This is a genomic window from uncultured Methylovirgula sp., assembly GCF_947646745.1.
Taxonomy (GTDB): Bacteria; Pseudomonadota; Alphaproteobacteria; order Rhizobiales; family Beijerinckiaceae; genus Methylovirgula.
The window spans coordinates 16,291-41,078 of sequence record NZ_CANSHK010000023.1 but is presented as its reverse complement, the minus strand read 5'-3'; the positions used below and the strand labels follow the sequence as shown (position 1 = coordinate 41,078).

Here is a 24,788-nt window from a genome sequence, read left to right as displayed (position 1 = left end):
GCACTTTTCGGTCCGATGCTTTAGTGCGCGAGGATCGCGAGCAGCAGTAGCGCGACGATATTGGTGATCTTGATCGCCGGATTGACCGCGGGACCGGCCGTATCCTTGTAAGGATCGCCGACCGTATCGCCGGTGACGGAGGCCTTGTGCGCCTCGCTGCCCTTCATGTGCTTGACGCCGTCCTTGTCGACGAAGCCGTCCTCGAAACTCTTCTTGGCATTATCCCAAGCGCCGCCGCCCGAGGTCATCGCCACCGCCACGAACAATCCATTGACAATGACGCCGAGAAGCGAGGCGCCGAGCGCTGCCAGCGCCGAAGCCTTGGAGCCGGATAGGAGCAGAACGCCGAAATAAACGACGAGCGGCGCCAGCACCGGCAGCAGTGATGGTATGATCATCTCCTTGATCGCGGCTCGCGTCAGCATATCGACGGCGCGGCCATAGTCCGGCCGGTCGGTCCCCGCCATAATGCCGGGCTTATCGCGAAACTGACGACGCACTTCCTCGACGACCGAGCCTGCGGCGCGGCCGACCGCTGTCATGGCGATGCCACCGAAGAGATACGGAATAATGCCGCCGAAGATCAGCCCCGCCACGACATAAGGATTCGAAAGGTCGAAATTGACCGTGCCGATATCCTTGAAATAGGCGACGCCGCTCTCGGCGAAATGCTTGATGTCATTCGTATAGGCGGCAAAGAGCACGAGCGCGCCGAGGCCCGCCGAACCGATCGCATAGCCTTTGGTGACAGCCTTGGTCGTATTGCCAACCGCGTCGAGCGCATCGGTCGAATGACGCACTTCCTTCGGCAGGCCGGACATTTCGGCAATGCCGCCGGCATTGTCGGTGACCGGGCCGAACGCGTCGAGCGCAACGATCATGCCGGCAAGGCCGAGCATGGTCGTTACCGCAATGGCGATGCCGAAGAGACCGGCGAGCTGCGAGGCAAAGATGATGCCGCCGACGATCACCAGCGCCGGCAGCGCGGTGGCTTCGAGTGAAACGGCAAGGCCCTGGATGACATTGGTCCCGTGTCCCGTGACCGAAGCTTGGGCGATGGAGACGACCGGGCGTTTGCCGGTGCCGGTATAATATTCCGTAATGACGACGATGAGGCCCGTCACAACGAGGCCGAGCAGGCCGCAGATGAAGAGATGCAGGCCGGTGATCGTGAGCCCGTTCACGGTGCCGATCGCGCCCCAGCCGACCGAAAATTGCGTCGCGATGGCGAGGCCGACGATGGAGAGGAGGCCGGTAGCGATCAGGCCCTTATAAAGCGCGCCCATGATCGAATTGGTCGGGCCGAGCTTGACGAAGAAGGTGCCGGCGACCGAGGTGACGATGCAGGCCGCGCAGATGCCGAGCGGATAAAGCATGGTCCGCGTCAGCGCGCTTGTGCCGGCGAAGAAGATGGCCGCGAGCACCATGGTCGCGACGACCGTCACGACATAGGTCTCGAACAAATCCGCGGCCATGCCGGCGCAATCGCCGACATTGTCGCCGACATTATCGGCGATCGTCGCGGGATTGCGCGGATCGTCTTCCGGGATACCGGCTTCGACCTTTCCGACGAGGTCGGCGCCGACATCGGCGCCCTTGGTGAAGATGCCGCCGCCGAGGCGGGCGAAAATCGAAATGAGCGAAGCCCCGAAGCCGAGCGCCACAAGCGCATCGACGACTTCGCGGCTGTTGACTTCTAGCTTCAGGGGCCCCGTCAGAATGCCGAAATAGACCGAGACGCCGAGCAGTGCGAGACCGGCGACGAGCATGCCCGTGACGGCGCCCGCCTTGAAGGAAATATCAAGCCCCGCGCCGAGCGATTTGGCTGCCGCCTGCGCCGTGCGCACATTGGCGCGCACCGAAACGTTCATGCCGATGAAGCCGGCAGCGCCGGACAGAACGGCGCCGATCAGGAAACCGACCGCAACGGTCCAAGACAACAAGAGCCCGAGGACGATGAAAATGACAATGCCGACAATCGCAATGGTGGAATATTGCCGCTTCAGATAGGCCTGAGCGCCTTCGGCGATCGCAGCGGCGATCTCCTGCATTCGTGGCGAGCCGGGGTCCGCTTTCAGCAGTTCCGTCGCGGTCCAAACTCCATATGCGACGGCCAAGACCCCCGCAGCGATAATGATCCAAATTGCAAGCATCGATTTCCGCCCTTCGTTTATGATCGCGCTGCCGGATTTTTATCCGGCTTATCGTTCGTGCGCAGGAGGAGGCAATTGCAAAGGCCTGGCCGAACGGCCGCCCTTCCAGTTCACCCCCGTAACGGGCAGCGCGCCGCCCGCACCGCACCATGATCGAAAGCGCGGCGTTGCGCAATCCTGCGGCAGGAGGAGAGGCACAGGTCCGCCGCGCCTTAAAAGTGGCGATAGGAAAATGATTTCAGGGACAGAGGTCGGCCATCGGCGGCGCGGAAAACTGCCGGATCTGCCCCCGCCTGCGCGCGGCCGATCTGGCGAACAGGAATTCCGGCGGCGCCTGCGGCCTGCTCGAAGACCGCGGCCTTGCCCGGCGCGACTGCGGCGAGAATTTCATAATCGTCGCCGCCGCTGAGCAGCGTCTCAATCAGATCGGGCTCTTGCGCCAAGGCCTCGCGCGCCGCAGCCGAGAGCGGGAGGTCGGCCACGGCGATCTGTGCCGTCAGGCCGCTCGCCTGCAGCATTTTGGCGAGGTCGCCGGCCAATCCGTCCGATATATCCATGGCCGCATCGGCGCAGCCGAGCAGAGCCGCGCGCAACCCGAGCCGCGGCTGCGGCAGCAGGTAGCGCTCGCGCAGAAAAACCTGTGATTCGGCGCCGAGCCCATGGCTCCAAACCGGCACCGGCAGGTCGCGCAGCAGAAGTCCCAGCGCCGCATCGCCGATCGTCCCTGACAGATAGAGGAAATCGTTCGCAGCCGCATTGGCGCGAATGAGCCGCGTTCCCTTCGGCACGCTGCCGAGCGCGGTGATCGAGAGCGTCAAAGCACCCGGGCTCTTCACCGTATCGCCGCCGAAGAGCGGACATTGATAGACCGCAGCGTCTTCCGCGAGGCCCGCCGCGAAAGCCGCAAGCCAATCCGGCGTCCAATCGTCCGGCAGCGCAAGGCCTAAGAGAAAGCCAAGCGGCGCGGCGCCTTTGGCGGCGAGATCGGAGAGATTGACGCGCAGCGCCTTGCGGGCAATGGCGCCCGGCGGATCGTCGGCGAAGAAATGCACCCCGGCGCAGAGCATGTCCTTGGTGACGACCAGATCCCCCGGCGGCGGCGCGAAGGCCGCAGCATCATCCAGCAGCCCAAGCGCCGCGGGGCCGGCGAGCGGCGCGAAATGTCTTTGGATGATCTCATCTTCGCTGGGACGCGGCAGGGGCATGGTGCATCCTCAGGCCCGTTCTTGAAACTCCTCGGACCGATATTGCCGCGCCAACGCGTCGAGCACGGCATTGATCATGCCGGCCTCGTCGCGTTCGAAAAAGGCGCCGGCGACATCGACATATTCCTTGATGACAACCCGCGCCGGAACATCCTTGCGGCGAAGCAATTCGTAACTGCCGGCGCGCAAAATGGCGCGCATCACGGCATCGACGCGCACCAGCGGCCAGCCCTTCGCAAGCGTCCGGTCGATCGCGCGGTCGATCGGGCCCTGATCGGTGAGCACCCCGGCCAGAATGTCGCGGAAAAAGGCGATCTCCGCCTCTTCATATTGCGCGCCTTCGATTTCATTACCGATCCAGAACGACTCGAACTCGCTCTGCGTCTCGGCGAGGCCCTTGCCGGATACCTCCATCTGATAAAGCGCCTGGACGACGGCGAGCCGCGCGGCGGCGCGTTGCGGGGCGAGCGCCATCAAAGCGCTCCCTGCCCCGCCCGAAGGCGGTAAAGGGCAAGCGCGGCGCGCGCCGCGTCGCCGCCTTTGTCGCCTTGTTGCGGGTCGGCGCGTTCCAAAGCCTGCTCGTTATTTTCGACCGTCAGAATGCCGTTGCCGAGCGGCAGCATGTCAGCCATTGCGAGGTCCATCAGAGCCCGCGCGCTTTCGCCCGCGACAATATCGAAATGCGCCGTCTCGCCGCGGATCACGCAGCCGAGCGCGATGACACCCTGAAACGGCGCGCCGGCGGTTCGCGCCATATCGAGCGCAATCTTCGCGGCGATCGGAATTTCGAGCGCGCCCGGCACCTGCCAGCAGATATAGCGCGCATCGGCCGCCTTCAACGCGGCCACCGCGCCGTCGAGCAGATGCGCCGCGACCGTCTCATAATACCGCGCCTCGACAATGAGGAAACGCGCGCCGTCGACGCCGGGCTCGCTCTTGGATGTCTTCGGACGATGCGCTTCGGCCATCTTCACCTCGTTGTCGCGAGCGGCTGACTAACAAGCCGCGGCGCCCGCGGCAAGCACGGGGTTCCGTTCCAAGGCGCTGCCGGGACGGTTAAAAGTTGAAATCGACCTGAATGACGCCCGCATCAGCCGGGCGGCCGCCCGCCAAGGTGATCGCCGGACCGGCGAGCTGGTGCAAATATTCGCCGAAAACCGTGACAGTGCTGACCGGGCGCCATTGCGCGGTCGCGATCAGATTCGTCCCGATATAGCTCGCTTTGTCGTTGGCGGACAATGTCGCCGTCAGCGGCGTTGCGCGAGAAATATACACCGCATCGTTGACGGAAGCACGCCAGAGCACCTCCGGTCCCAGGCGGAAAGCGAAATTGCTCGTCGGATTGAGCACGAGGGCCGGATAGGCCTCGATCACGTTCTCGAGCGTGTTCAAGCCGATGTAATTCAGCAAGGTCGGCCGCGGAAAAGGCGCGCTGAAGGTGCCGATGGTTTTGCCGCCGCCGCTGCCGCTGAAATAGCTTCCCTGGAATTGCAGGCCCGGCTGCCAGACGACGCGCTCGAACGTGTAAAGCACGCGGGTCGATGTACCGAAGGCCGAGATCGGCGCGCCGTTGAACGTACCGAACTGATAGGCGAAATCGGTGTCGAACTTGAACGGCCCGTAATCGCCCCAGAAACGCCCGCCGAGCGTGTCGCGGTCCTCGTTGCCGGTCAGTTTGAGATATTGCGCGCCGAGATTGCGCCGGTAGAAATAATATTCGTCGACATGGAAGATGTTCGGGATCAGAGCTTCGCTCGCATAGACCGCGCCGAAAACACCGTTATGCGTATCGAAATCGGAAAAGGCTTGGAGCTGCGAGACGACAGGCCGCGAATAGATGAAGTCGAGCGCAACGTTGTTCTGGACATCGCTGTGAATGCGTACCGCGTCATGCGTCGTGCGCACGTTGGAGCTATCGTTCACCCAGACGAAGCGGGCTGAGCCGAGTGCAATCTCCTGCCGGCCGATGCGGGCCGTGACTTGTGCCGGGCCGGCGGGCTCTTTCAGTTCGACAAAACCCTGCTGGAGCCGTCCGTAGTCCCTGTCGGTCGTGCTTGGATTGATCTTGCCGAACGAGTCGAAGCGACCGACCTGGGCGAAGATCGCCAAATGGCGGTCGATATGCAGATAGAAATCGACCAGTTCGCGCTGCAGGTCGTAGGCGTTGCGCGTCGGCGTCCGCAAGGCATAGGCCTCGTTGTTCTGCGCCCAGGCCTGCTCGCGAAACTCGCCGCCCAGCGAGAGATAGGCGTCGCCGCCGAGGCCGATGTAATGCAGCGCGTCGAGCGGACCGGTCCGCTTCGCCGGATCGGCGAGATAGCTGTAATCGATATCGTAGAATTCGAGCGGCGAGCCGCCTTTGCCGAGCGAAAAATATTGCGCCTTCGCGGATTGCCCGAGAAGCGGAGTAAGAAGGCAGGCTGCGACGAGCCATGGATGGAGGAAGTGGCGCTGACGACGCGCGCTTCGCAAAGGAACCGGCAAACGAACCCCCGAATAATGACTTAGTCTATAAATATACTGGAAATAAAAAATCGTTTATTAAAATATATTTTACAACCCTTCCGCGGTCTTAGACCGGCGCGCTTCGGCTCAGCCCGATTTGCCGCTGGTAAGCGACGAGGTCGAGGCTCGGCGCGACGCCGGCCAGCCCGGTCAGTAGGCCATGCAGCTGGCCGCGGTGATGCGTCTGATGATTGAAGAAATGCGCCAGCGCCGTGCCCAACGTCTGTTCGATCTCGGCCGGCTTCGCGATAGCGCGATAGAAGATCGGCTGCGCGAGCTCCGCTTCGTCGAGACCGTCGATGAACGCCGAAATGCGCGCGTCCTCGCGCACCCGGGCGGCGCGCAGATCGGCAAGGGCCTCATGCAGAATGGCATCGAGTTGGTACGTCGCCTCGCCCTTACGGGTAAAGCGTTGCATCCAGATGCGATCGGCGACGAGCAGGTGATTGAGCGTCCCGTGGATCGACTTGAAGAAAGCGCCGCGGTCGGCGCGATAATCAGCGTCGCTGAGCTTGGCCGCCTCGTCGTAGACGAGCGCATTCGCCCACGCGTTGTAACCCGCAAACATCCGCCAATGCGCCAGCACGGGTGATCCTATTTCGCCTCGGCAAGGCGCGCGGCATAGCGCGCCATGAGATCGACTTCCAGATTGATGGTATCGCCCGGCCGCCGTGCGCCCCAGGTCGTCTCAGCCAGCGTATGCGGAATGAGCAGGACGGAAAATTCCCTGCCGTCGACGCTATTGACCGTCAGCGACGTGCCATCGAGTGCGACCGAGCCCTTTTCCGCGATGAATCGCGCCAATGCAGCCGGCGCCGCAATGACGAAGCGGCTCATCCCGTCGAAAGGCTCGACCGACACGATACTGGCAACGCCGTCGATATGGCCGGTCACGAGATGACCGCCGAGCTCGTCGCCGATTTTCAAAGCACGTTCGAGATTAAGCTTGGTGCCGACCTTCCATGAGCCCGCCGTGGTTCGCTCGAGCGTCTCGGCGCCGACATCGACATCATACCAGGTGCGCCCATTCGCGCTGCCGCGCGCCGTGACGGTGAGACACGGGCCTCCCGTTGCAATCGACGCGCCGATCGCAATCGTCTCCGCCGGATAGGCGCAGCTTACACGCACCCGCTTCAGCGCGCCCTCCGGCACAACGGATTCGACCGTACCGACGTCCGTGATGATCCCGGTGAACATTCAGATGATCCGTTCGTATTCGACAAAACTGTCTTCGCCCGCATGGCCGCGGGCAAGTTCGCGATAGCGCGTCGCCTCCGCGAGCGCCGCGCGGCTTGCGGCGTCGAGCGCCGGCAGGCCCGCCTTGCCGAGCGAGAGCGAACTTTGAAATATTATGACCTCATCGGCGAGGCGCTGCTCGATCAGCGCCGCCGCGAGATACGGGCCGCCTTCGCAGAAAATGCGCGTCAGTCCGCACGCACCGAGCAAGGCGAGCGCCGCATTGAGCGAGACATGACCGGCCGCATCGGCTTTGACGCGGACGACGTCGACGCCTTGCGCGACAAGGCGCGCCTCGACCTCCTGCGCAGCACCTTCGGCCGCGATGACCAGCGTCGGATAATCTTGCGCCGTCGCGGCGAGCTGCGCCGTGGGCGGCAGCCGCAAATGCGAATCGAGCACGATGCGCAAGGGCCTGCGATCCTCGAGACCGGGCAGCCGCACGCTTAATTGCGGGTCGTCGGCAAGCGCCGTGCCGACGCCGACCATCACGCCATCGTGCAGCGCGCGCAGCATATGCACGCGGCCATTGGCGGCTTCGCCGGTGATCTTGAGGCGCGCCGCGCCGACGGGCCCGGCAGCGAAACCGTCGGCCGTTTCGGCCAGTTTCAAAGTCAGCATCGGCCGCCCTTCGGTCACGCGCAAGATATGGCCGAGATTGGCACGCCGCGCCGCAACAGCAAGGACGCCGGTTGCGACGTCGATCCCCGCCGCACGCAGCCGCGCATGGCCCTGCCCCGCGACGCGCGGATCGGGATCGTCGAGCGCCGAGACGACGCGGGCAATTCCCGCTGCGATGACGGCATCGGCACAAGGCGGCGTGCGGCCAAAATGGCTGCAGGGTTCGAGCGTCACGTAGAGCGTTGCGCCGCGCGCCGCGGCGCCAGCTTCTTGCAATGCGAGGACTTCGGCATGCGGTCGTCCGCCTTGTGCAGTCGCGCCGCGGCCGATGATGATGCCGTCCTTGACGATAAGCGCGCCGACTGCGGGATTGGGCGCGACGCGCCCGAGGCCGCGGCGGGCGAAATTCAGCGCTGCCGCCATGAAGCGCCGATCCTCGGCAATGATATCGGCAACGCCGGGCGGCGCGCTCATGCGCGCGTCGATAATTTCGGCTTGGGCGGCGGCGGCTCGTCGGGATCGCCTTGGGCCAGTTCGTCGATCAGCGTGTGGAAGTCGCGCGCTTCGCGGAAATTGCGGTAGACCGAGGCGAAGCGCACATAGGCCACGCTGTCGAGCGAGCGCAGCCCCTCCATCACCAGTTCACCGATCTTGTCGCTGTGAACCTCGGCATCGCCCTGGCTCTCAAGCTGGCGAACGATGCCGGAGACCATGCGCTCGACACGCTCGGCATCGACCGGGCGCTTGCGCAGCGCGACTTCGACCGAGCGCATCAGCTTGTCACGATCGAAGGGCACCCGCCGGCCGGTCTTCTTGATGACGGTGAGCTCGCGCAATTGCACGCGCTCGAACGTGGTAAAGCGGCCGCCGCAATCAGGGCAGACCCGCCGCCGGCGGATGGATGCAGCATCCTCCGTCGGCCGCGAATCTTTCACCTGCGTTTCAAGACTGCCGCAATACGGGCACCGCATCGGCGTTCTCTACGAGATTTGAGTTCGACGCGTTTTCTTCACGCGAACCGGTGTCCACTTCGCTCGAAAACGCTCTGTTAATAGATCGGGAAGCGGTGCGTCAGCTCCGCGACCTGCGTTTTGACCGCGGCTTCGACCGCGCCGTTCTCGGCATCGCCATTCTTGGCGAGACCGTCGAGCGTCTCGATGATCAATTCACCAATCTTCTTGAACTCGGCGACGCCGAAGCCGCGCGATGTGCCCGCCGGGGTGCCGAGGCGGATGCCGGAGGTGACCATCGGGCTCGCCGTATCGAAGGGCACGCCGTTCTTGTTGCAGGTGATGTGGGCCCGGCCGAGCGCCTGCTCAGCCGCTTTCCCGGTGAGGTTCTTCGGCCGCAGATCGACCAGCATCAGATGATTGTCGGTGCCGCCCGAGGTGATGGCATAGCCGCCGCCGACCAGCGTCGCGGCGAGCGCCTTGGCGTTCTCGACGATCTGGCGCGCATAGACCTTGAAGTCGGGCTTCAACGCCTCGCCGAAAGCAACGGCCTTACCGGCGATGACATGCATCAGCGGGCCGCCCTGCAAGCCGGGGAAGACGGCCGAATTGATCTTCTTGGCGATGTCCGCATCGTTGGTCAGCACGAGGCCGCCGCGCGGGCCGCGCAAGGTCTTATGCGTCGTCGAGGTGACGACATGCGCATGCGGGAACGGCGACGGATGCACGCCGCCTGCCACGAGGCCGGCGAAATGCGCCATATCGACCATGAAATAAGCCCCGACCGAGTCGGCGATCTGGCGGAACTTCTCGAAGTCCCAGAAGCGTGGGTAGCCCGAGCCGCCGGCAATGATCAGCTTCGGCTTATGTTCCGCAGCAAGGCGGGCGACCTGCTCCATGTCGACGCGGTTGTCGTCGCGGCGCACGCCATAGGCCACCGGCTTGAACCAGCGGCCTGAGAGATTGACCGGCGAGCCATGCGTCAGATGTCCGCCGGCGGCGAGATCGAGGCCGAGGAACGTATCGCCCGGCTGCATCAGCGCGAGAAACACCGCCTGGTTGGCCTGGCTGCCGGAATTCGGTTGCACATTGGCGAACTTGCAATCGAAGAGGCGCGTGATGCGCTCGATCGCCAGGGTCTCGACGATATCGACGAATTGGCAGCCGCCATAATAGCGCCGGCCCGGATAACCCTCGGCATATTTATTGGTCAGGACCGAGCCCTGCGCCTCGAGCACCGCCTTCGAGACGATGTTCTCGGAAGCGATCAGCTCGATCTCGTGCTGCTGGCGACCAAGCTCCTTGTCGATCGCCGCGGCGATCTCCGGATCGGCCGCGTGCAATGAGGCGGAGAAAAACGGATTATGAGCCGCGTGGGCGCTGGCTTCGGCATCTGAAGGGGTCATAAGCACGCTTCCTGAAAGACGATTGGCAACAAAACGCCGCGGCAGCGCGCGGCTTGGCCGATGGCCTTAGCATGACATATTCGCTGCGGAAAGGCGGTTCGACGGGCTGCGACAAGAGCACCCGCGAAGGTTGCGGGCGCCGATTGCTGCGGCGCACGCAACCGCGAAGCGGCGACGCTTATTGCTCGTCCATCTCCGGCAGGTTCTGCGCCGGAAGGGCAGTGCGATCGACGCCCGGCTGGGACGGCGCGGCATGCGCCTGGGATTGCGACAGGGCCTGCTCTTCCTTCAGCAGCTGCGACGGCTGCATCTCGTCCGAGGCGACTGAGCCGAGACCGTCGCGTTGATAGATGTCGTCGCGGAACTGGACGATTCCGTCGGGCGTCGCCCAAGCGGTGATATAGACCCAATAGACCGGCACCGGCGGGTTCAATTGCACTTTGACCTGCTGGCCGGAATTGATGACGTCGTTGATGTGCTGGCGGTCCCAGCCCGGCGTATATTTCAACAGCCAGGCGACATAGTCGCGCACGTCCTGGACGCGGATACAGCCCGAGGAAATATAACGGAAATCGTCGCCGAACAGGCCGCGCTCGGCCGTGTCGTGCATATAGACGCCATAGGGATTGGGAATATTGATCCGCACCACGCCGAGGGCATTGACGTCTGAGCCCGGGTCCTGGCGGAACATGTAATTGACCGCCTGATCCGAGTTCCAGTCGATCTGGCTGGGCTGCACCTCGTTGCCGGCCTTGTCGAAGATGCGGATCTTATGCTCGGTCAGATAATTCGGATCGGCCTGCATGCGCGGGATCAGGTCCTTGCGGGTGATCGAGGCCGGGACGGTCCAGAACGGATTGAAATCGATATCGGTCGCTTTGGTCATCATGACCGGCGACTGGCGGTCGAAGCGGCCGACGCCGGCCACGTGATGGGTGGCCACGACGCCGTTTTCGACGGTCTCGACCGCCGCGGCCGGGATGTTGGCCATCACGAACCGATTGCCGAGATTGCCCGAGAAGGCCTTGAGCCGGACGATGTTGATCTGCAATTGGCGCAGCCGCACGTCGGCCGGCACGTTCATCGCCGAGAGCGTGTCCCGATCGACGACGCCCGTCTGCTGGAGCCCATGGCGGGCCTGGAAATGCCGGACGGCCGCATCGACGAAGGAATCGAAGACCGGCGAATCGCCGGCATTGGCGTCAAGATCGCCGGAGGCGGCAAGCCGGCGCCGCAACACCGTCACGACATCGCCCTGCGAGCCGAGCCGCAGGACGCGCTGCGCCGGCACGGTTGGCCAGCCGCCGGCCGAGACCAGCGCCTGATAGCGGGAGATTGCCTGCTCGGTCGCGTCGAAGGTCGCTTGCGAGAGGACCGGGGTGGTGGAGCGGTGGACGGCGAGATGCTCGTCGGCATCATAGCCTTGCGCCCATTCGGCCTGATCGAAGCCGTCGTCACCCGCCGCAGCTTGGCCCGGCAGACCGAAGGCCAGAATCAGCCCGGACGCCGCACCCAAAAGCCCGAAGCTCAAAAACCGAAAAGGAAGTCCTGGCAAAGCACGTCTCCAAGCCGTCTGCTGTCGTCCGCCGTCGGCGAGCCTGGCGCGGCCCCGCGCCCTTGGACCATTCCTTGGCCCACCCCGAAGCCCAGCCAAATCATTCTGCCAAATGGCACCAAATGGGCGGCGTTTTTGTGGCGTCCAGGGTGGGCGCGTGCCCAAAAGGAAAGCGGCGCCCCGGTCCCCGGCGCGGAGGACCAGAGCGCCGCTTTTCACCGGAACGGGGCCGTTCCGAAACGCGGCGTCGTTGGATGAGCTTACAGGCGGAAGCGGATCTGGTCGGTCCAGAAACGCTCCAGGCGATTGAGCGAATTGTTGAGCCGGCTGAACTCGTCGACGGAGATGCCGCCGATCTGCTCGACCGTTTGGACGTGCTTGTCGTAAAGCGCGGCGACGACGTCATGCACCTCTTTGCCCTTCGGCGTGAGGCTGATGCGCACCGAGCGCCGGTCAAGCCGCGAACGGGCATGATGAAGATAGTTCATCTCGACGAGCTTCTTGACGTTGTAAGAAACATTCGAGCCGAGATAATAGCCGCGCGTGCGCAATTCGCCGGCGGTCAATTCCTTGTCGCCGATATTGTAGAGCAGCAACGCCTGCACGGAATTCACATCGCAGCGGCCGCGCCGATCGAACTCATCCTTGATGACGTCGAGCAGGCGACGATGCAGACGCTCGACAAGCGTGAGCGCCTCGATATAGACCGGCTTCACGTCGCTTCGGTTGCTGCGCGCCGGCATGACTTCAGATTTCAAAACGCTGTTCATGACCCATCCCTTCCAAGCAACGAGCCTCCTCTACGCCGCGGGCTCAATGAGCAATGAGCTATAAGTAGCGCCAATGAAAACGAGTTTAAGTAACAAACTGAATCAGAGGTTTAGCGATTGGGGTGAATCAATCTTGAAATAAATTCGATTTTTACGATGCCGCTCGGCGGACGCCGGTTTTCTTAACTTACGAATGTCTTACGCGGAAACCACAAATTGAAATGATCCGGAGAGAGCTTTGGCTGAACAGCGCCTGTAAAACTTAACGCACGCGGCCGATTTTTAGCGCCTGTTAAGCCTGTGCGTTATGTCGCGCGATGGCACACCGCGCGGTGTGCGGCCGGGGCTGCGCGAAAATTGGCAAGAATGCGATAAGCATGAACGCGATTGCGGCCGAAAAGCCATTTAATTTCGCGCGGAATTTTTTCGACGAAAGCCGCTGGCGTAAAATTCACTCCGCATATTGCGCGTTGGCGCGCCCGGCATTGAACGTGAGAAAGAAATAGAGCGCGATCAAAACCATGTCGATCGCAACCCAAACCATCGAGATCGAGTTCTTGATCGCGAGCGCGATGAAGATTTGCGAACTCGCCGCGAAGAGCCAGAGCGCACCGCCCCACGGCGTCGCCAGCCAGAGACCGACCGCGGCAACGAGATCGGCGATGGCAAAGAAGATCACCGCAGCCGCCATGGCGGCAGGCAACGCTTCAAGCACCGATCGCTCCGGCATGAGCACGAGCGCCCATTCCGCCAAGCCCTGGCAGATCCACAGGCCTGCCAGCACGCGCATGAAGATGACGAGCATCAGCCCCCATTGGGCTTGTGCCGCCGCGGCCTGTGGCTTGACGCCGAGCTTGATCGCGCCGCCTGGTTCCGGCGGGCGCTCCTCGCGTTCGCTGCGCGTCAAAAACTTCATGCGCCGTCCCCTTCGAAGATCAGGTCGTCGTTGCCGAGCGGCGCAAAATAAGCGTCGATTTTGCCCGCGCTCACCGCGTCGAGCCCATCCGGGCGCCAATCCGGATGATCGCCTTTGTCGATCAGCGTCACGCGAACCCCTTCGTAGAAATCATGGCTGTGCAGAATTCTTGCAGCAATCCGGAACTCGACCTTCAGCGCCTCGGCGAAATCGAGCGCGCCGCCAATTTGCATCTGCTTCAGCGCAATGGCAACGCTCGACGGGGAGCGCGCATGGAGATCGCCCAGCGTCGCTTCGGCAAAAGCCGAGTCGCGATGCGCCGCGTCGGCGAGCGCGGCGACTATTCGTTTCGCGCTTGAGAAAGCGAAAGCACGCGAGATCAACTCGCGCTCCTTCAAAAGGCCCGACGGCGGCGGCGCGACGCGTTCCGCCGCGATCGCTTGCGCTGCATCTTCGCCGTCTGCAAATTTTCCGATCAGGCGATCGAAACGCGCCGACGGCACATGCGCATTGGCAAGACCGAGCGCCAGCACATCGCCGAGATCAATGCGCGCGCCGGTCATCGCCAAGTAAGCGCCGATCCTGTCCGCCAGACGTGGCAGAAAGAAGGTCGCGCCGACGTCCGGAAAAAAGCCGATCGCCGTCTCAGGCATGGCGAAGGTGATGCTGTCGCCGGCGACGCGATACGCCCCGTTGACGGCAATGCCGGCGCCGCCGCCCATGACGATGCCGTCCATCAGTGCGACATAGGGCTTCGGATAGGTCTTTATCCGATAGCAATTGCGATATTCGTCCCGCAGGAAGGCGCGCTGCGCATCATGCCGGCCGTCTTTGCCCCATTCATAGACGCGGCGGATGTCGGCGCCGGCGCAGAAGGCGCGCGCGCTTGTGCTACGCACGGCAACGGTGCGGATGGCCGGGTCGCGCGCGAAATCGTCGAGCGCCGCCGCCATCGCCGCGACCATATCCTGCGTCAGCGCATTGAGGGCTTTGGGTCGGTCGAGCGTGATGAGGCCGCAATGACCGATCTTCGTGCTGATGATCTCCGGAGCGCTCATGTCGCTCGATTAACCGCGCCGAGCCGGCGGCGTCAATGCGCTCGCCTCTTACCCCGAGGCCATGTTAAGAGATCCGAGCAATTCAAGGAGTTAACGATGTCCGCGCCGGCGCGCCCGAAGCCCCAAGCCGATCCTCTTGCGACCAAGCTTGATCTCGCCGTACGGCTGCGGCGCAATCGCAAGGCCGACTGGTCTCGCCGGCTGGTGCGCGAACATCAGCTTTCGGTCAACGATCTGATCTGGCCGATTTTTCTGGTCGAAGGTGAAGGCAAGACCGAAGCCGTCGCGGCGATGCCGGGCGTCGAGCGCTTTTCCGTCGATGTCGCAGTGCGCGAGGCGGAGGCCGCGGCGCGATTGGGCATTCCCGCGCTGGCGCTGTTTCCAAACACCGAGCCGGCCTTGCGCGACGCCGAGGGCCGCGAAGCGCTGAACGAGCAAAACCTCGTCTGCCGCGCAACGCGGGCGATCAAGCGCGCAGTGCCGGAGATCGGCATCATCACCGATGTCGCGCTTGATCCCTATACGAGCCACGGCCACGACGGCATTCTGCGCGGCAACGAAATCGTCAATGATGCGACGGTCGGCGTGCTCGTCGCGCAAGCGCTCAATCAGGCGCAAGCCGGCGCCGATATCATCGCACCCTCCGACATGATGGACGGCCGCGTCGGCGCCATCCGTGCCGGCCTCGACGCGCACGGCTTCGAGAACGTGCAGATCATGTCCTATGCGGCGAAATACGCCTCGGCCTTTTACGGCCCGTTCCGCGAGGCGGTCGGCACCAATGTAACGCTCGCCGGCGACAAGCGGACCTATCAGATGGATCCCGGCAATTCCGACGAGGCGCTGCGCGAAGTCGCCATCGACCTCGAGGAAGGCGCCGACATGCTGATCGTCAAGCCCGGCCTGCCCTATCTCGATATTCTGGCGCGGGTGAAGGAGAATTTCGGCGTGCCGACCTTCGCCTATCAGGTCTCCGGCGAATATGCGATGATCATGGCAGCCGTGCAGAACGGCTGGCTCGACGGCGAGCGCGCCATGCTGGAAAGTCTCGTCGCCTTCAAACGTGCCGGCGCCGACGGCGTGCTCACTTATTTCGCGCCGCGCGTGGCGAAGAAGCTGCGCGAAATGTTTTAAGCGGGCCTGTTCTATTCGCCTTCTTCGGCGATGTGGCGGCCGAAGAGCGCGAAGGCGACCGCCAGCAAGCAGCCGCCGGCGATGCCGAAGGTCAAGTCCTTCAAAAGGGTCACGCCGAACGTGACGAGCAGCACGCTTGCCGGCTGCCATTGACGCAGAAGGCGGAGGAATTCGCCCTTCTCCGCCATGTTCCAGCAGACGACGACCAGTACGCCGGCCAGCGCCGATAAAGGCACGAAGCTCGCAAGCGGCGCCGCCACCAGCATGAACGACAAAAGAAAGCCCGCGTGCATCATCCCCGACAGGGGGCTGCGGGCGCCGGCGCGGATATTGGTCGCGGTGCGGGCGATCGTGCCGGTCACGCTGATGCCGCCGAACAGGGCCGAGGCCATATTGGCGATACCCTGCGCAACGAGCTCCATATTGGCGCGGTGCTTGCGGCCGGTCATACCGTCGGCGACCTTCGCCGAGAGCAGGCTTTCGATGCCGCCGAGCAAGGTAAACGACAGGGCCGCCGGGAAAACCTCGGCGATGAGATGCGGCGAGAGATTGGGCAGCGCCGGCGGCAGCAGGCCATGCGGCAGCGCGCCGAAGTGCGTGCCGATCGTCTCGACCGGCAAATGCAAAAGCCAGCCGAGGAGCGACGCCAAAGTCACAGCAATCAACATGCCTGGCCAGCTCGGCCGCACGCGCTTGATCAGAAAGATCAGCGCCGCAGAGCCGAGGCCGATGCCCAAAGCCGCGGGGTTGAGCGTCGACAGGGCGTGGCCCAAGACGACGAGCTTGGGGATCAGCGCGCCCGGCTCCGGGACGGTCAGTGTGAGGCCGCCCAGCTCCTTGAGCTGGCTCGCGAGGATCGTGACGGCAATGCCGGCAGTGAAGCCGATCGTCACCGGATGGGGAATATGACGGATCAGCGAGCCGAGCCGTAAGGCGCCAAGCAGCGTCAACAACCCGCCGGAGAGAAGGACGGTGAGCAGCAGGCCCTCGACGCCGAATTTGGCAACGGTGGCGGCGACGAGGACAATGAAGGCACCGGCCGGGCCGCCGATTTGGAAGCGGCTGCCACCCAGGGCCGAGACGAGGAAGCCGCCGATGATCGACGTATAGAGACCGCGCTCCGGCGACACGCCCGAGGCAACGGCGATCGCCATCGACAGCGGCAGGGCGACGATCGCCACGGTGAGCGCAGCAAGCCCATCGCGGCGGAGGGCATCGAGGGAATAGCCCTCGTCCAGGACGGTGATCAGCTTCGGGCGGTAAAGATGTGCGGTGGCAGTCCCGTCAGGCATGTCGATCGGCAGTCGAAATATTTGGTGAAAGAAGAGGTTAGCCTTAGCGGTTTAACAAAAGCCTGCGAAGCGCGCCAATTGTCTCACCGGGTTTATACATAGTCATGCCTCGCCTCGCCCGCCAGGAGCCGTCGCCATCGCGACCTGCGCGCCCGGCCGGAACTTCAGCTTCGGTTGCCGCGTTGGCGAGCGGCTTAGTCAATTTTTGAACGGGGCACGACGGCCGAAACCGCCCGTCAACCCGGATGACTGCGAGACTTAAGCCGGAAGGGAGAACCAGAATGCCTTTTAAAACCACGACGCTCGGCCTTTTCGGTGCGGCGGTGGGCGCCCTGACAGCCTTGATGACGACGACGGCGCACGTGAACGCGGCGACCGTCGCCGAACTCGATAATGTCATGCAGACGCAGGACTATGCCGACCTGCTGGCGCCGGTGCCGAACGCCGTCGCGATGCTCCGGGCTGACGATCTAACGAGCGGCAGCACGCAGGCGAACGATGAAAACGCCGACGTTCAGCTCGCCCAATATCATCATCACCACCACCACCATCATCACCATCACCATCATCACTGGTGGCATCATCATTGGCATCATCATTATTGATTGCAATGTATGCGACGGCATGCCGGCCATGAACGGCATGCCGTCTACCCAGTCGGCCACAGCCTATTCGTTCGAAGAGCGGCGGCCTTTTGACTTTGCTGCGCCAAGGATCAGCCGATAGGTGCCGTCGAAAACCGTATTCGATGCGGAGGTCCATTTCGTCTCCGCCGACAAAGTGCTGCGGCTTTTATAGATGCGGCGCGATTGCATTTCTCGTTCGGCAGCCTCCTCCGCGGTCATTTCCTCAAGCGCCAATTTGCAGTCTTCCGGAATGACGAGCGCTTGGGCGAAAGGTTCACCGCCGCGGAAGATATGCGTCTGCCCTTCCGCCGGCGATTTGAAGACGAGGAAAAACGTCATCGGCCACCAATTGCGGATGAGCGCCGGGACGGCGATGGGAGCGGTGCCCGTCGTATCCGTGTAGAATCGCGGATGCGGCTCGAATCGCACCGCAAAGCCCGGCCCGACCTTGAGGTCGAGCAGAAGCTGAAAGGTGTAATAGATGCGCCCGAAGTTTCTGAACGGCGGCCAGAGGATGTCCGGCTGCGGCGGCAGTCCGAGATCACCTTCGAAGACCGGCTCGCCGCCGCGCATCGTCACGCGGAGCTCGTGATCGTACGGATAGAAAATCTCGATCCCGTATTGCGCCCCCTCGGTGAACGGGAGGCAATGCCAAGCATATTCTTGCGAACCATCGGCGCGCGGCTCTTTCTTGCCGCCCCAGCCCGGCACTTCGAGCCGGGTTTGCCGGGGACGAAGCCGCGGATCGACCAGACGATATTTGACCTTTTGCATGGAAATCGGCCTGTTGAAATCGTTTCGTGGGCAGGAGCGCCGGAATGGCACTCAACCGAGAACGTCGCAGGAAGGCCGATGTTCCGTAGCATCGGGCTTCGCCGCGTCGCCTAGGCGTCCAGCGCGACTTCGGGGTTGTGCCCGATCGCGGCGATCACCCTTGTGTTGCGACGAATCGAGGGCCACATTCTTGCTGCCAATCCTGCAGCGGGAGCCCGTGATGAGCCAGACCGATCAGTTCCAGACCGCGCCGCAGCCGATCTTCCGCAGTCTTGCCTTGCCGCCCGAGGCGCTGGCCGGTGTGCGGACCCGCCGGATTCTGGCCGTCGCCATCGATTTCGTCGTGGTTTCGGTGATCGCCTTCGTCCTATGGCTGGTGCTGTTGGTGGCGACGCTCGGCCTGTCATTGGTGCTCCTGCCGCCGCTCTTCCCCTTCGTCGCCTTCTTCTACAATGGGTTGACGGTCTCCGGCTGGCGGATGGCCACGCCTGGCATGCAGCTCATGGATCTCGAAATCCGCCGCACCGACGGGACGCGCGTGCCGTTCCTTTATGCCGCGGTCCATGCGGTTCTGTTCTACGTAAGCTGGATGTTTCCGCCGATTCTGCTTGTTTCGCTCTTGGCCGACGACAAGCGCTGCCTGCACGACATGCTCGCCGGCGTCGTCGTGACCCGCCGCGTGCGGAATTTTGCCTGACATTTTTCTAGGCACGCGGCGGCGGAGGCGTTAGCCTTCCTTTGCGGGCTGCTTCGCCAGCCCGGACGCCGCTGACCGACGCTCTGAGAGGCAGGTTTGACGCGAGAACTGCGCGACGCGCCGCAATTTTATCTCACTTCGCCTTCGCCCTGCCCCTATTTGCCGAAACGGGAAGAGCGCAAGGTCTTCACGCATCTCGTCGGCCGCCGCGCGACGGCGCTGAACGATACGCTGACGCAATCGGGATTTCGCCGCTCGCAGACCATCGCCTATCGCCCGGCTTGCGAAAATTGCCGTGCCTGTGTCTCCGTGCGGGTAAAGGTCGACGAGTTCGAACCGTCGCGCAACATGCGCCGCGTGCTGAGCGCCAATGGCGATCTCATCGCCGCCGTGCTGCGGACCGAGCCGACGAGCGAACAATATTCGCTGTTTCGCGGTTATCTCGACGCCCGCCACGGCGACGGCGGCATGGCGGACATGACCGTGCTCGACTATTCGATGATGATCGAGGACAGCCATGTCGAAAGCCGGCTGATCGAATATCGGCTGATCAATCCGGACGAGAACAACCCGCTCCTTGGCGTCTGCCTGACCGACTTCCTCGCCGACGGGCTTTCGATGGTCTATTCCTTCTACGAGCCCGAGGAAGAGAAGCGTTCGCTCGGCACCTATATCATCCTCGATCATATCGAGCGTGCGCGCCGGCTCGGCCTGCCGCATGTCTATCTCGGCTATTGGGTCGAGGGCTCGAAGAAAATGGCCTACAAAGCGCGCTTCCTGCCGCAGGAGCGGCTCGGCATGGACGGCTGGCAGCGGGTCGGCTAGCACGGCGCGGAATCCGGCGCGCCGCGAAAAGACTGAAAGCGTGTCCGGTCCCCGCTTTTCTAACGCCGCTGCAAGAGAACCAGAACGCCGTCGAGCGGCTGCGCCGCCTCCAGGCGCAATACGGCCGTCTGCATTTCGACCACCGTAAAATCCCGCGCTGCGACGGTCTCGACATAGCTCGCCGCATGCGCGAAACGGCCCGATGGCCGAACGTGGAAGCCCGCCTCTGCCGCTTCGGTATTGAACGCGAACAGCCCACCCGGTTCGAGCACCCGCGCAATTTTCTCAAAAATTGCCGTGAGATCGCCGAAATAAATAATGGAATCGGAGGCCACGACGAGATCGAACCGCGCCTTGGCGTGATCGAGGAAATCGCCGGCTTCCGCCTCGACCAGATCATCGTAAATCGCCCGCGCGCCGGCCTTTTCCAGCATCCGCCGGGAAAGATCGACACCCGTCAGGCGATCGCCCATCTGTTTCAGAAACGGCGCACAAAGCCCGGTGCCGCAGCCGAGATCGAGGATCGCGCCGAAGTGGCGGCCGGTCTTTGCCAGCAGGGCATGCAGCTTTTCCGGTACGCGATAGGCAAGGCTGCCGACGAGCTTCGATTCGAACGTGTCCGCGAAACCATCGAAATGAGCAACGAGGTAATCGTCCGGCGCGCGGGCCAAGGGCTCGCTGCGCAGCGCCGCAAGCAGATAGCGCAGCGTTACATCGTCCGGATTGCGGGCAAGCCGCCATTGACCGAGCTTGATCGCCGCCTCGCCATAGCCAAAGCCGCTGAGGAATTGAAAGGCGATCGTCGCGACTTTATCGATGTCGCGTGCATGCGGTCCCGCCACCTCGCGATAGACCGCGAGCGCCGGTTCGGCGCCCTCGCGTATGCAGGTTTCGATGAGCCGCAATTGGGCCAGTTTCTCGATGACGATGCCGTCGCAAGCGGGAAAGCTTGCCGCCGTCTGCAAAGCGATGAGAGCCTGGGCGAAATCACCGAGCAGAAAGAGCGCCTGCGCGAGGCAGACGTAAAGGCCCATGTTATGTCCGCCGTCGGCAATGGATTGGCGCAGCCACTTCACCGCATCGGTAAAACGGCGGCGCTGAAACGCGATCACGCCGAGGCCGAAGGCCGCTTCGGCCAGATGCGGATCGAGCGCGAGCGCGGTGAGATAATGCGATTCCGCCGCCGTATCGTCACCGAGATTGCTTTCGATCGCGGCGAGCAGCAGCCAGGCTTGCGGCTGTGCCGTGTCGAGAGCCAGCGAGGCGCGCTGCGCAGCACAGGCTTCCGCCTGCTGGCCGGTCCGATAGAAGGCCCCAGCGAGCTCGTTCCAGAGGACCGTGTCCTGCGGCGCCAAGGCCAGCGCGGCTTTGAGAAAGCCGAGCGCCGGATCGACTTGCCCCTGGGTAAGGAGGGTCAGACCCAGATGCCGCAGCGCGTCCTGTGGCTGCGCATAGCGGACACACAGGCGATCGAGAAGCGAATTGGCGGCACGCCATGTCGTCAGCGCCGCGCTGATCGCTGATGCTTCCGGCAGTTCGATCTGCATGAGACCTCCTTGCGCCTCTGTGCGCCTTGAAGGTCTAGGACCGAGAGCTTGCCCCGGACTGTCCCGCCTCAGCTAAACTTGTTGTTCTTGGGAAAGCCCTTGGGCGGCAGGCGTCCGGCTTCGGCGCGATTGCCGATCCAGTCGCGCAAGTCGCGCATTGCCACGGTGAAGGTACGGCCAGCGGAATCCCGCCAGGTCAGGCCTTCGGATTTGCTGAAGACCTTGGCATCGGAAATGCCGCCTTCCCGATAGCGTTGCAGCCTTACCCCCTTGCCGCGCGTCATTTCAGGCATTTGCTCGGCGGAAAAGACGAGCAGTTTGCGGTTCTGGCCGATGACGGCGACATAATCGCCGGCTGCCGGCGTGACGATCGAGGCCTCCGCCGGCAGATCGCGATTGAGGAGAATCTTGCCCTTGCGCGTGCCGCCGACCATGTCGTCGCAGGGCGCGATGAAGCCGCGCCCGTCGCTCGACGCGACCAGCATCTTTTCGCCTGCGACATAGGGGAAGACCGAGACGATATCCTCGCCCTCGCCGATGTCGGCCATGAGCCGCAATGGCTCGCCCTGCCCGCGTCCACCGGGCAATTTCGAAGCCTCAAGCGTGAAGATGCGGCCGTCGGTGGCGAAGACGAGAATCTTTTCTGTCGTCTCGGTGAAGAAACTCTGCTTCAGCCGGTCGTCGCCCTTGAACTGCAAGCCCGACAAATCCTCGACATGGCCCTTGAGTGCGCGGATCCAGCCCTTTTCGGATACGACGACGGTGATCGGCTCGCGCTCGATCATCGCCGCTGCGAGATCGACATCGCCGAGCTCGGGCGCTTCGGCAAATTGCGTGCGGCGTTTGCCAAGCGGCGTATCCTGGCCGAATTTCTTTTTCAGATCGCGCAGCTCGACGCCGATGACTTTCCATTGCTTGGCTTCGTCGGCGAGCAATTTGTCGATGTCGTCTTTCTCCTTGGTGAGCTCGTCGAACTCGCGGCGCAGTTCCATCTCTTCAAGCCGGCGCAGGCTGCGCAGCCTTGTATCGAGAATGTAATTGGCCTGAACTTCGGTCAGTTCGAAAGCCGCGATCAGCGCCGTCTTCGGCTCGTCTTCCTCGCGGATGATGCGGATCACCTCGTCGAGGTTGAGGAAGACGATGCGCATGCCGGCCAAGACTTCGAGCCGGTGCGCGATTTCGGTGAGCCGGAAGCGCGAACGCCGCTGCAGCACAACCCGGCGATGGTCGAGCCATTGCCGCAACGCTTCTTTCAGCGAAACGACGCGCGGCACGACGCCGTCGACGAGCACGTTCATATTCATCGGGAAGCGGCTCTCAAGCTCGGTCGTCTTGAAGAGCTGTTCCATCATCAGTTCCGCATCGATGGTGCGCGAACGCGGCTCGATGACGATGCGTACATCCTCCGCCGATTCATCGCGGATATCGGCAACGAGCGGGAGCTTTTTCTCGGCCAGAAGCTCGGCGATCTTTTCGATCAGCCGCGACTTCTGGACCATGTAAGGGATTTCGGTGACCACGATGTTGTAAGTGCCGCGGCCGCCCTCTTCGCGCGCCCATTTGGCGCGTACCCGGAAGGAGCCGCGGCCGGTGCGATAAGTCTCGGCGATCTGTTCTTTCGAATCGACGATAATGCCGCCGGTCGGGAAATCCGGTCCCGGCACGAATTTCATCAGGTCTGCATCGCTCGCAGTCTTGTGCGCAATGAGATGCAGGCAGGCGTCGCAAAGCTCGGCGACATTGTGCGGCGGAATGGATGTTGCCATGCCGACCGCAATGCCCTGCGAGCCGTTGGCGAGCAGATTGGGAAAGGCCGCCGGCAGTACGACCGGTTCGGTCTGGTCACCGGAGTAATTGTCGCGGAAATCGACCGCATCCTCGCTGATGCCTTCGAGCAAAAGCCGCGCGACTTCCGTCATCCGCGCTTCGGTGTAGCGGTAGGCGGCGGCGCCATCGCCGTCGATATTGCCGAAATTGCCCTGCCCGTCGACCAGCGGATAGCGCGAGGAAAAATCCTGCGCAAGGCGCACCAGCGCCTCATAGATCGCCTGGTCGCCGTGCGGATGAAACGAGCCCATCACGTCGCCGACGATTTTCGCGCATTTCTTGAAGGCGGTGCCGGGGTCGAGGCGCAGGATACGCATCCCGTAAAGGATGCGCCGGTGCACCGGCTTCAACCCGTCGCGCGCATCGGGCAGCGCCCGGCCCATAATGGTCGAGAGCGCATAGGCGAGATAGCGCTCTTCGAGCGCTTCGCGCAGATTGACGGGTTCAGGCTCGCGCGCCGGGGGCGGAGCGACATTTTTGGCCATGCGATTGCCTTTTAGGGTCTGCCCGGCCCGCCCTCAGAGGCGGGACCGATGGTCTAGAGGATGAATTGAGTCGCCGCAAATTGAGTCGTCGCAAATTGCTTGGCCGTACGAAGGCAGGCGCTGTTGCCTTGCTGCACTAGCCGCACGGGCGGCGGCCCCCTTAAAAGGGGGCCGCGATTCGCGTTGGCGGGTGCGTCGGCGCACTGTGGTTCGGCCGCATGCGCGGTGTAATGAAGGCTTGGGCTTCGGGTGACAAGAGCGTGATCGGAAAAATCGTTCTGTTCCTGGGTGTGGTCATTGGCGCGGCGATTTTCGCGGTGGCTTTGATCGGCGCGCCGGCCGGTGGTGGCTTGGCCGCCCGCGAGGCGCAGCCGGGCGTTTCCTCCGGCTGCCATATCGAGGAATTCGCGCTCGATGAAGGCTATGGCGTGAGCCGCAAGATCGCCCGCCACGTCTGTGCGAGCGTGGAATAGGCCTTCAGCGCAATCGGCTGAGCTCGGCCAGATAGGCGTGCCGCGCGTCCGGCATTCGGACGCCGCGCGGCGCAAAAATATCGCGCTCCAGAAAATACCCCGTGAGCCGGAAGCCTTGCGCGATTGCCTCCGCATCGGCCTCGGCATTGGCGTCGCGCAGGAAATCCGGCAAGGCCAGCAAGCGATCCTGATAGGCGATGCCGGAGAGCCGCGAGACGGCGCGGCCGCTCTTCGGCGACACATAGATCAGGTCGTCCCGCACCCCGCTCGCCGCGCAACAAGACAGATCGAGGCCGAAGCCGAGTTCGGCAAGGATCGCGAGCTCAAAGCGCACCAGCGCCGCCGGAGTGACGCGAGCATCGCCGAGATGATCGGCGATCAGTAAAGCCGTCTCGTAGAGCGCCGGATGCGGATCGCGCTCGGCGAGCAGCCGCAGCAAAGCGGCGAGATGATTGAGGCCATGCAGCGCCAGGGCGCTCGTCATTACTTGCCCGGCACGCGGCTTGGTCACTTCGACGGCATAAAGGCCCAGATGTTCGTCGAGCCGGGCGCGCCAGACGAGTTCGACGCTATTGCCCGGCTGCAAAAGCGGCTGCCAGCGCTTCGAACGGCCGCCCCGCACCAGTCCGAGATGGCGCCCATGCGCCGGCGTCATCGCTTCGAGGATGACACTCGTTTCGCCGTGCTTTTTGAGGCCGAGGATCAGTCCCTCGTCGTGCCACTCCATCCGCGG

23 protein-coding genes and 1 pseudogene are annotated in these 24,788 nt (G+C 63.3%); 5 read left to right on the top strand and 19 right to left on the bottom strand.

The features are described 5' to 3' along the window. Positions 1 to 20: 20 nt before the first annotated feature. The 14 genes from Q0025_RS08500 to Q0025_RS08435 form a co-directional block, all read right to left on the bottom strand. Complete coding sequence (locus Q0025_RS08500) at positions 21 to 2,153, bottom strand: sodium-translocating pyrophosphatase (protein ID WP_297297964.1); 2,133 nt, start codon at positions 2,151 to 2,153, stop codon at positions 21 to 23. A gap of 212 nt (positions 2,154 to 2,365) precedes the next feature. Then, entirely contained in the window at positions 2,366 to 3,358 is a 993-nt protein-coding gene (gene thiL / locus Q0025_RS08495; RefSeq protein WP_297297962.1) for a thiamine-phosphate kinase, read from the bottom strand. A gap of 9 nt (positions 3,359 to 3,367) precedes the next feature. Continuing rightward, positions 3,368 to 3,832: a transcription antitermination factor NusB gene (gene nusB, locus Q0025_RS08490; RefSeq protein ID WP_297297960.1), complete on the bottom strand. Its 465-nt coding sequence runs from the start codon at positions 3,830 to 3,832 to the stop codon at positions 3,368 to 3,370. Next, entirely contained in the window at positions 3,832 to 4,326 is a 495-nt protein-coding gene (gene ribH, locus Q0025_RS08485; RefSeq protein ID WP_297297958.1) for a 6,7-dimethyl-8-ribityllumazine synthase, read from the bottom strand. Before ribH ends, nusB begins: the two co-directional genes overlap by 1 nt. 88 nt (positions 4,327 to 4,414) lie before the next feature. Beyond that, the gene (locus tag Q0025_RS08480; RefSeq protein ID WP_297297956.1) at positions 4,415 to 5,842 is read right to left on the bottom strand and encodes an alginate export family protein; all 1,428 of its coding nucleotides are present in this window, start codon (positions 5,840 to 5,842) and stop codon (positions 4,415 to 4,417) included. An 88-nt stretch (positions 5,843 to 5,930) separates the two neighbouring features. Further along, positions 5,931 to 6,449, bottom strand: a complete 519-nt coding sequence (locus Q0025_RS08475; protein WP_297297954.1) for a DinB family protein — start codon at positions 6,447 to 6,449, stop codon at positions 5,931 to 5,933. Between the two features lie 8 nt (positions 6,450 to 6,457). Further along, positions 6,458 to 7,060, bottom strand: coding sequence for a riboflavin synthase (locus tag Q0025_RS08470; RefSeq protein WP_297297952.1), 603 nt, complete (start codon positions 7,058 to 7,060; stop codon positions 6,458 to 6,460). After that, the gene (ribD, locus tag Q0025_RS08465; RefSeq protein WP_297297950.1) at positions 7,061 to 8,194 is read right to left on the bottom strand and encodes a bifunctional diaminohydroxyphosphoribosylaminopyrimidine deaminase/5-amino-6-(5-phosphoribosylamino)uracil reductase RibD; all 1,134 of its coding nucleotides are present in this window, start codon (positions 8,192 to 8,194) and stop codon (positions 7,061 to 7,063) included. Continuing rightward, a complete protein-coding gene (gene nrdR / locus Q0025_RS08460; RefSeq protein ID WP_297297948.1) occupies positions 8,191 to 8,691 on the bottom strand; it encodes a transcriptional regulator NrdR in 501 nt (166 codons plus the stop codon). The genes ribD and nrdR overlap by 4 nt, the downstream gene beginning before the upstream one ends. 77 nt (positions 8,692 to 8,768) lie before the next feature. After that, complete coding sequence (gene glyA, locus Q0025_RS08455; protein WP_297297946.1) at positions 8,769 to 10,076, bottom strand: serine hydroxymethyltransferase; 1,308 nt, start codon at positions 10,074 to 10,076, stop codon at positions 8,769 to 8,771. A gap of 178 nt (positions 10,077 to 10,254) precedes the next feature. Continuing rightward, positions 10,255 to 11,574, bottom strand: a complete 1,320-nt coding sequence (locus Q0025_RS08450) for a L,D-transpeptidase family protein (RefSeq protein ID WP_297297989.1) — start codon at positions 11,572 to 11,574, stop codon at positions 10,255 to 10,257. 317 nt (positions 11,575 to 11,891) lie between these two features. Then, positions 11,892 to 12,401 carry a winged helix DNA-binding protein gene (locus tag Q0025_RS08445; RefSeq protein WP_297297944.1) on the bottom strand — a complete coding sequence of 170 codons (510 nt, stop codon included), beginning with the start codon at positions 12,399 to 12,401 and terminating at the stop codon, positions 11,892 to 11,894. A 451-nt stretch (positions 12,402 to 12,852) separates the two neighbouring features. Beyond that, positions 12,853 to 13,317, bottom strand: coding sequence for a hypothetical protein (locus Q0025_RS08440; protein ID WP_297297942.1), 465 nt, complete (start codon positions 13,315 to 13,317; stop codon positions 12,853 to 12,855). Continuing rightward, on the bottom strand, positions 13,314 to 14,375 hold the full coding sequence (locus Q0025_RS08435) for an enoyl-CoA hydratase/isomerase family protein (RefSeq protein ID WP_297297940.1): 1,062 nt from the start codon (positions 14,373 to 14,375) through the stop codon (positions 13,314 to 13,316). Before Q0025_RS08435 ends, Q0025_RS08440 begins: the two co-directional genes overlap by 4 nt. Positions 14,376 to 14,471: 96 nt before the next feature. On the opposite strand from Q0025_RS08435, the gene hemB reads away from it, so the two are divergent. After that, positions 14,472 to 15,509, top strand: coding sequence for a porphobilinogen synthase (gene hemB / locus Q0025_RS08430; RefSeq protein WP_297297938.1), 1,038 nt, complete (start codon positions 14,472 to 14,474; stop codon positions 15,507 to 15,509). Positions 15,510 to 15,589: 80 nt separating this feature from the next. Here the strand turns inward: hemB and Q0025_RS08425 are convergent. After that, positions 15,590 to 16,801, bottom strand: a pseudogene (locus Q0025_RS08425) (SulP family inorganic anion transporter); the annotation flags it as partial. Positions 16,802 to 17,082: 281 nt separating this feature from the next. Between Q0025_RS08425 and Q0025_RS08420 the strand changes: the two are divergent. Next, the gene (locus Q0025_RS08420) at positions 17,083 to 17,406 is read left to right on the top strand and encodes a hypothetical protein (protein ID WP_297297936.1); all 324 of its coding nucleotides are present in this window, start codon (positions 17,083 to 17,085) and stop codon (positions 17,404 to 17,406) included. A gap of 63 nt (positions 17,407 to 17,469) precedes the next feature. Here Q0025_RS08420 and Q0025_RS08415 read toward each other — a convergent pair whose 3' ends face one another. After that, positions 17,470 to 18,201 carry a hypothetical protein gene (locus Q0025_RS08415; RefSeq protein WP_297297934.1) on the bottom strand — a complete coding sequence of 244 codons (732 nt, stop codon included), beginning with the start codon at positions 18,199 to 18,201 and terminating at the stop codon, positions 17,470 to 17,472. Between the two features lie 220 nt (positions 18,202 to 18,421). On the opposite strand from Q0025_RS08415, the gene Q0025_RS08410 reads away from it, so the two are divergent. Then, positions 18,422 to 18,898 carry an RDD family protein gene (locus Q0025_RS08410; RefSeq protein ID WP_297297932.1) on the top strand — a complete coding sequence of 159 codons (477 nt, stop codon included), beginning with the start codon at positions 18,422 to 18,424 and terminating at the stop codon, positions 18,896 to 18,898. A 96-nt stretch (positions 18,899 to 18,994) separates the two neighbouring features. Then, positions 18,995 to 19,723 carry an arginyltransferase gene (locus Q0025_RS08405; RefSeq protein ID WP_297297930.1) on the top strand — a complete coding sequence of 243 codons (729 nt, stop codon included), beginning with the start codon at positions 18,995 to 18,997 and terminating at the stop codon, positions 19,721 to 19,723. 59 nt (positions 19,724 to 19,782) lie between these two features. Here Q0025_RS08405 and Q0025_RS08400 read toward each other — a convergent pair whose 3' ends face one another. Then, positions 19,783 to 21,270 (bottom strand): methyltransferase domain-containing protein, encoded by a 1,488-nt coding sequence (locus Q0025_RS08400; RefSeq protein ID WP_297297928.1) that lies wholly within the window; start codon positions 21,268 to 21,270, stop codon positions 19,783 to 19,785. A gap of 68 nt (positions 21,271 to 21,338) precedes the next feature. Next, entirely contained in the window at positions 21,339 to 23,582 is a 2,244-nt protein-coding gene (gene parC, locus Q0025_RS08395; protein ID WP_297297925.1) for a DNA topoisomerase IV subunit A, read from the bottom strand. A gap of 230 nt (positions 23,583 to 23,812) precedes the next feature. On the opposite strand from parC, the gene Q0025_RS08390 reads away from it, so the two are divergent. After that, entirely contained in the window at positions 23,813 to 24,055 is a 243-nt protein-coding gene (locus tag Q0025_RS08390) for a hypothetical protein (protein ID WP_297297924.1), read from the top strand. A gap of 4 nt (positions 24,056 to 24,059) precedes the next feature. Here the strand turns inward: Q0025_RS08390 and recO are convergent, their stop codons facing one another. Continuing rightward, entirely contained in the window at positions 24,060 to 24,782 is a 723-nt protein-coding gene (gene recO / locus Q0025_RS08385) for a DNA repair protein RecO (RefSeq protein ID WP_297297922.1), read from the bottom strand. Positions 24,783 to 24,788: the final 6 nt, after the last annotated feature.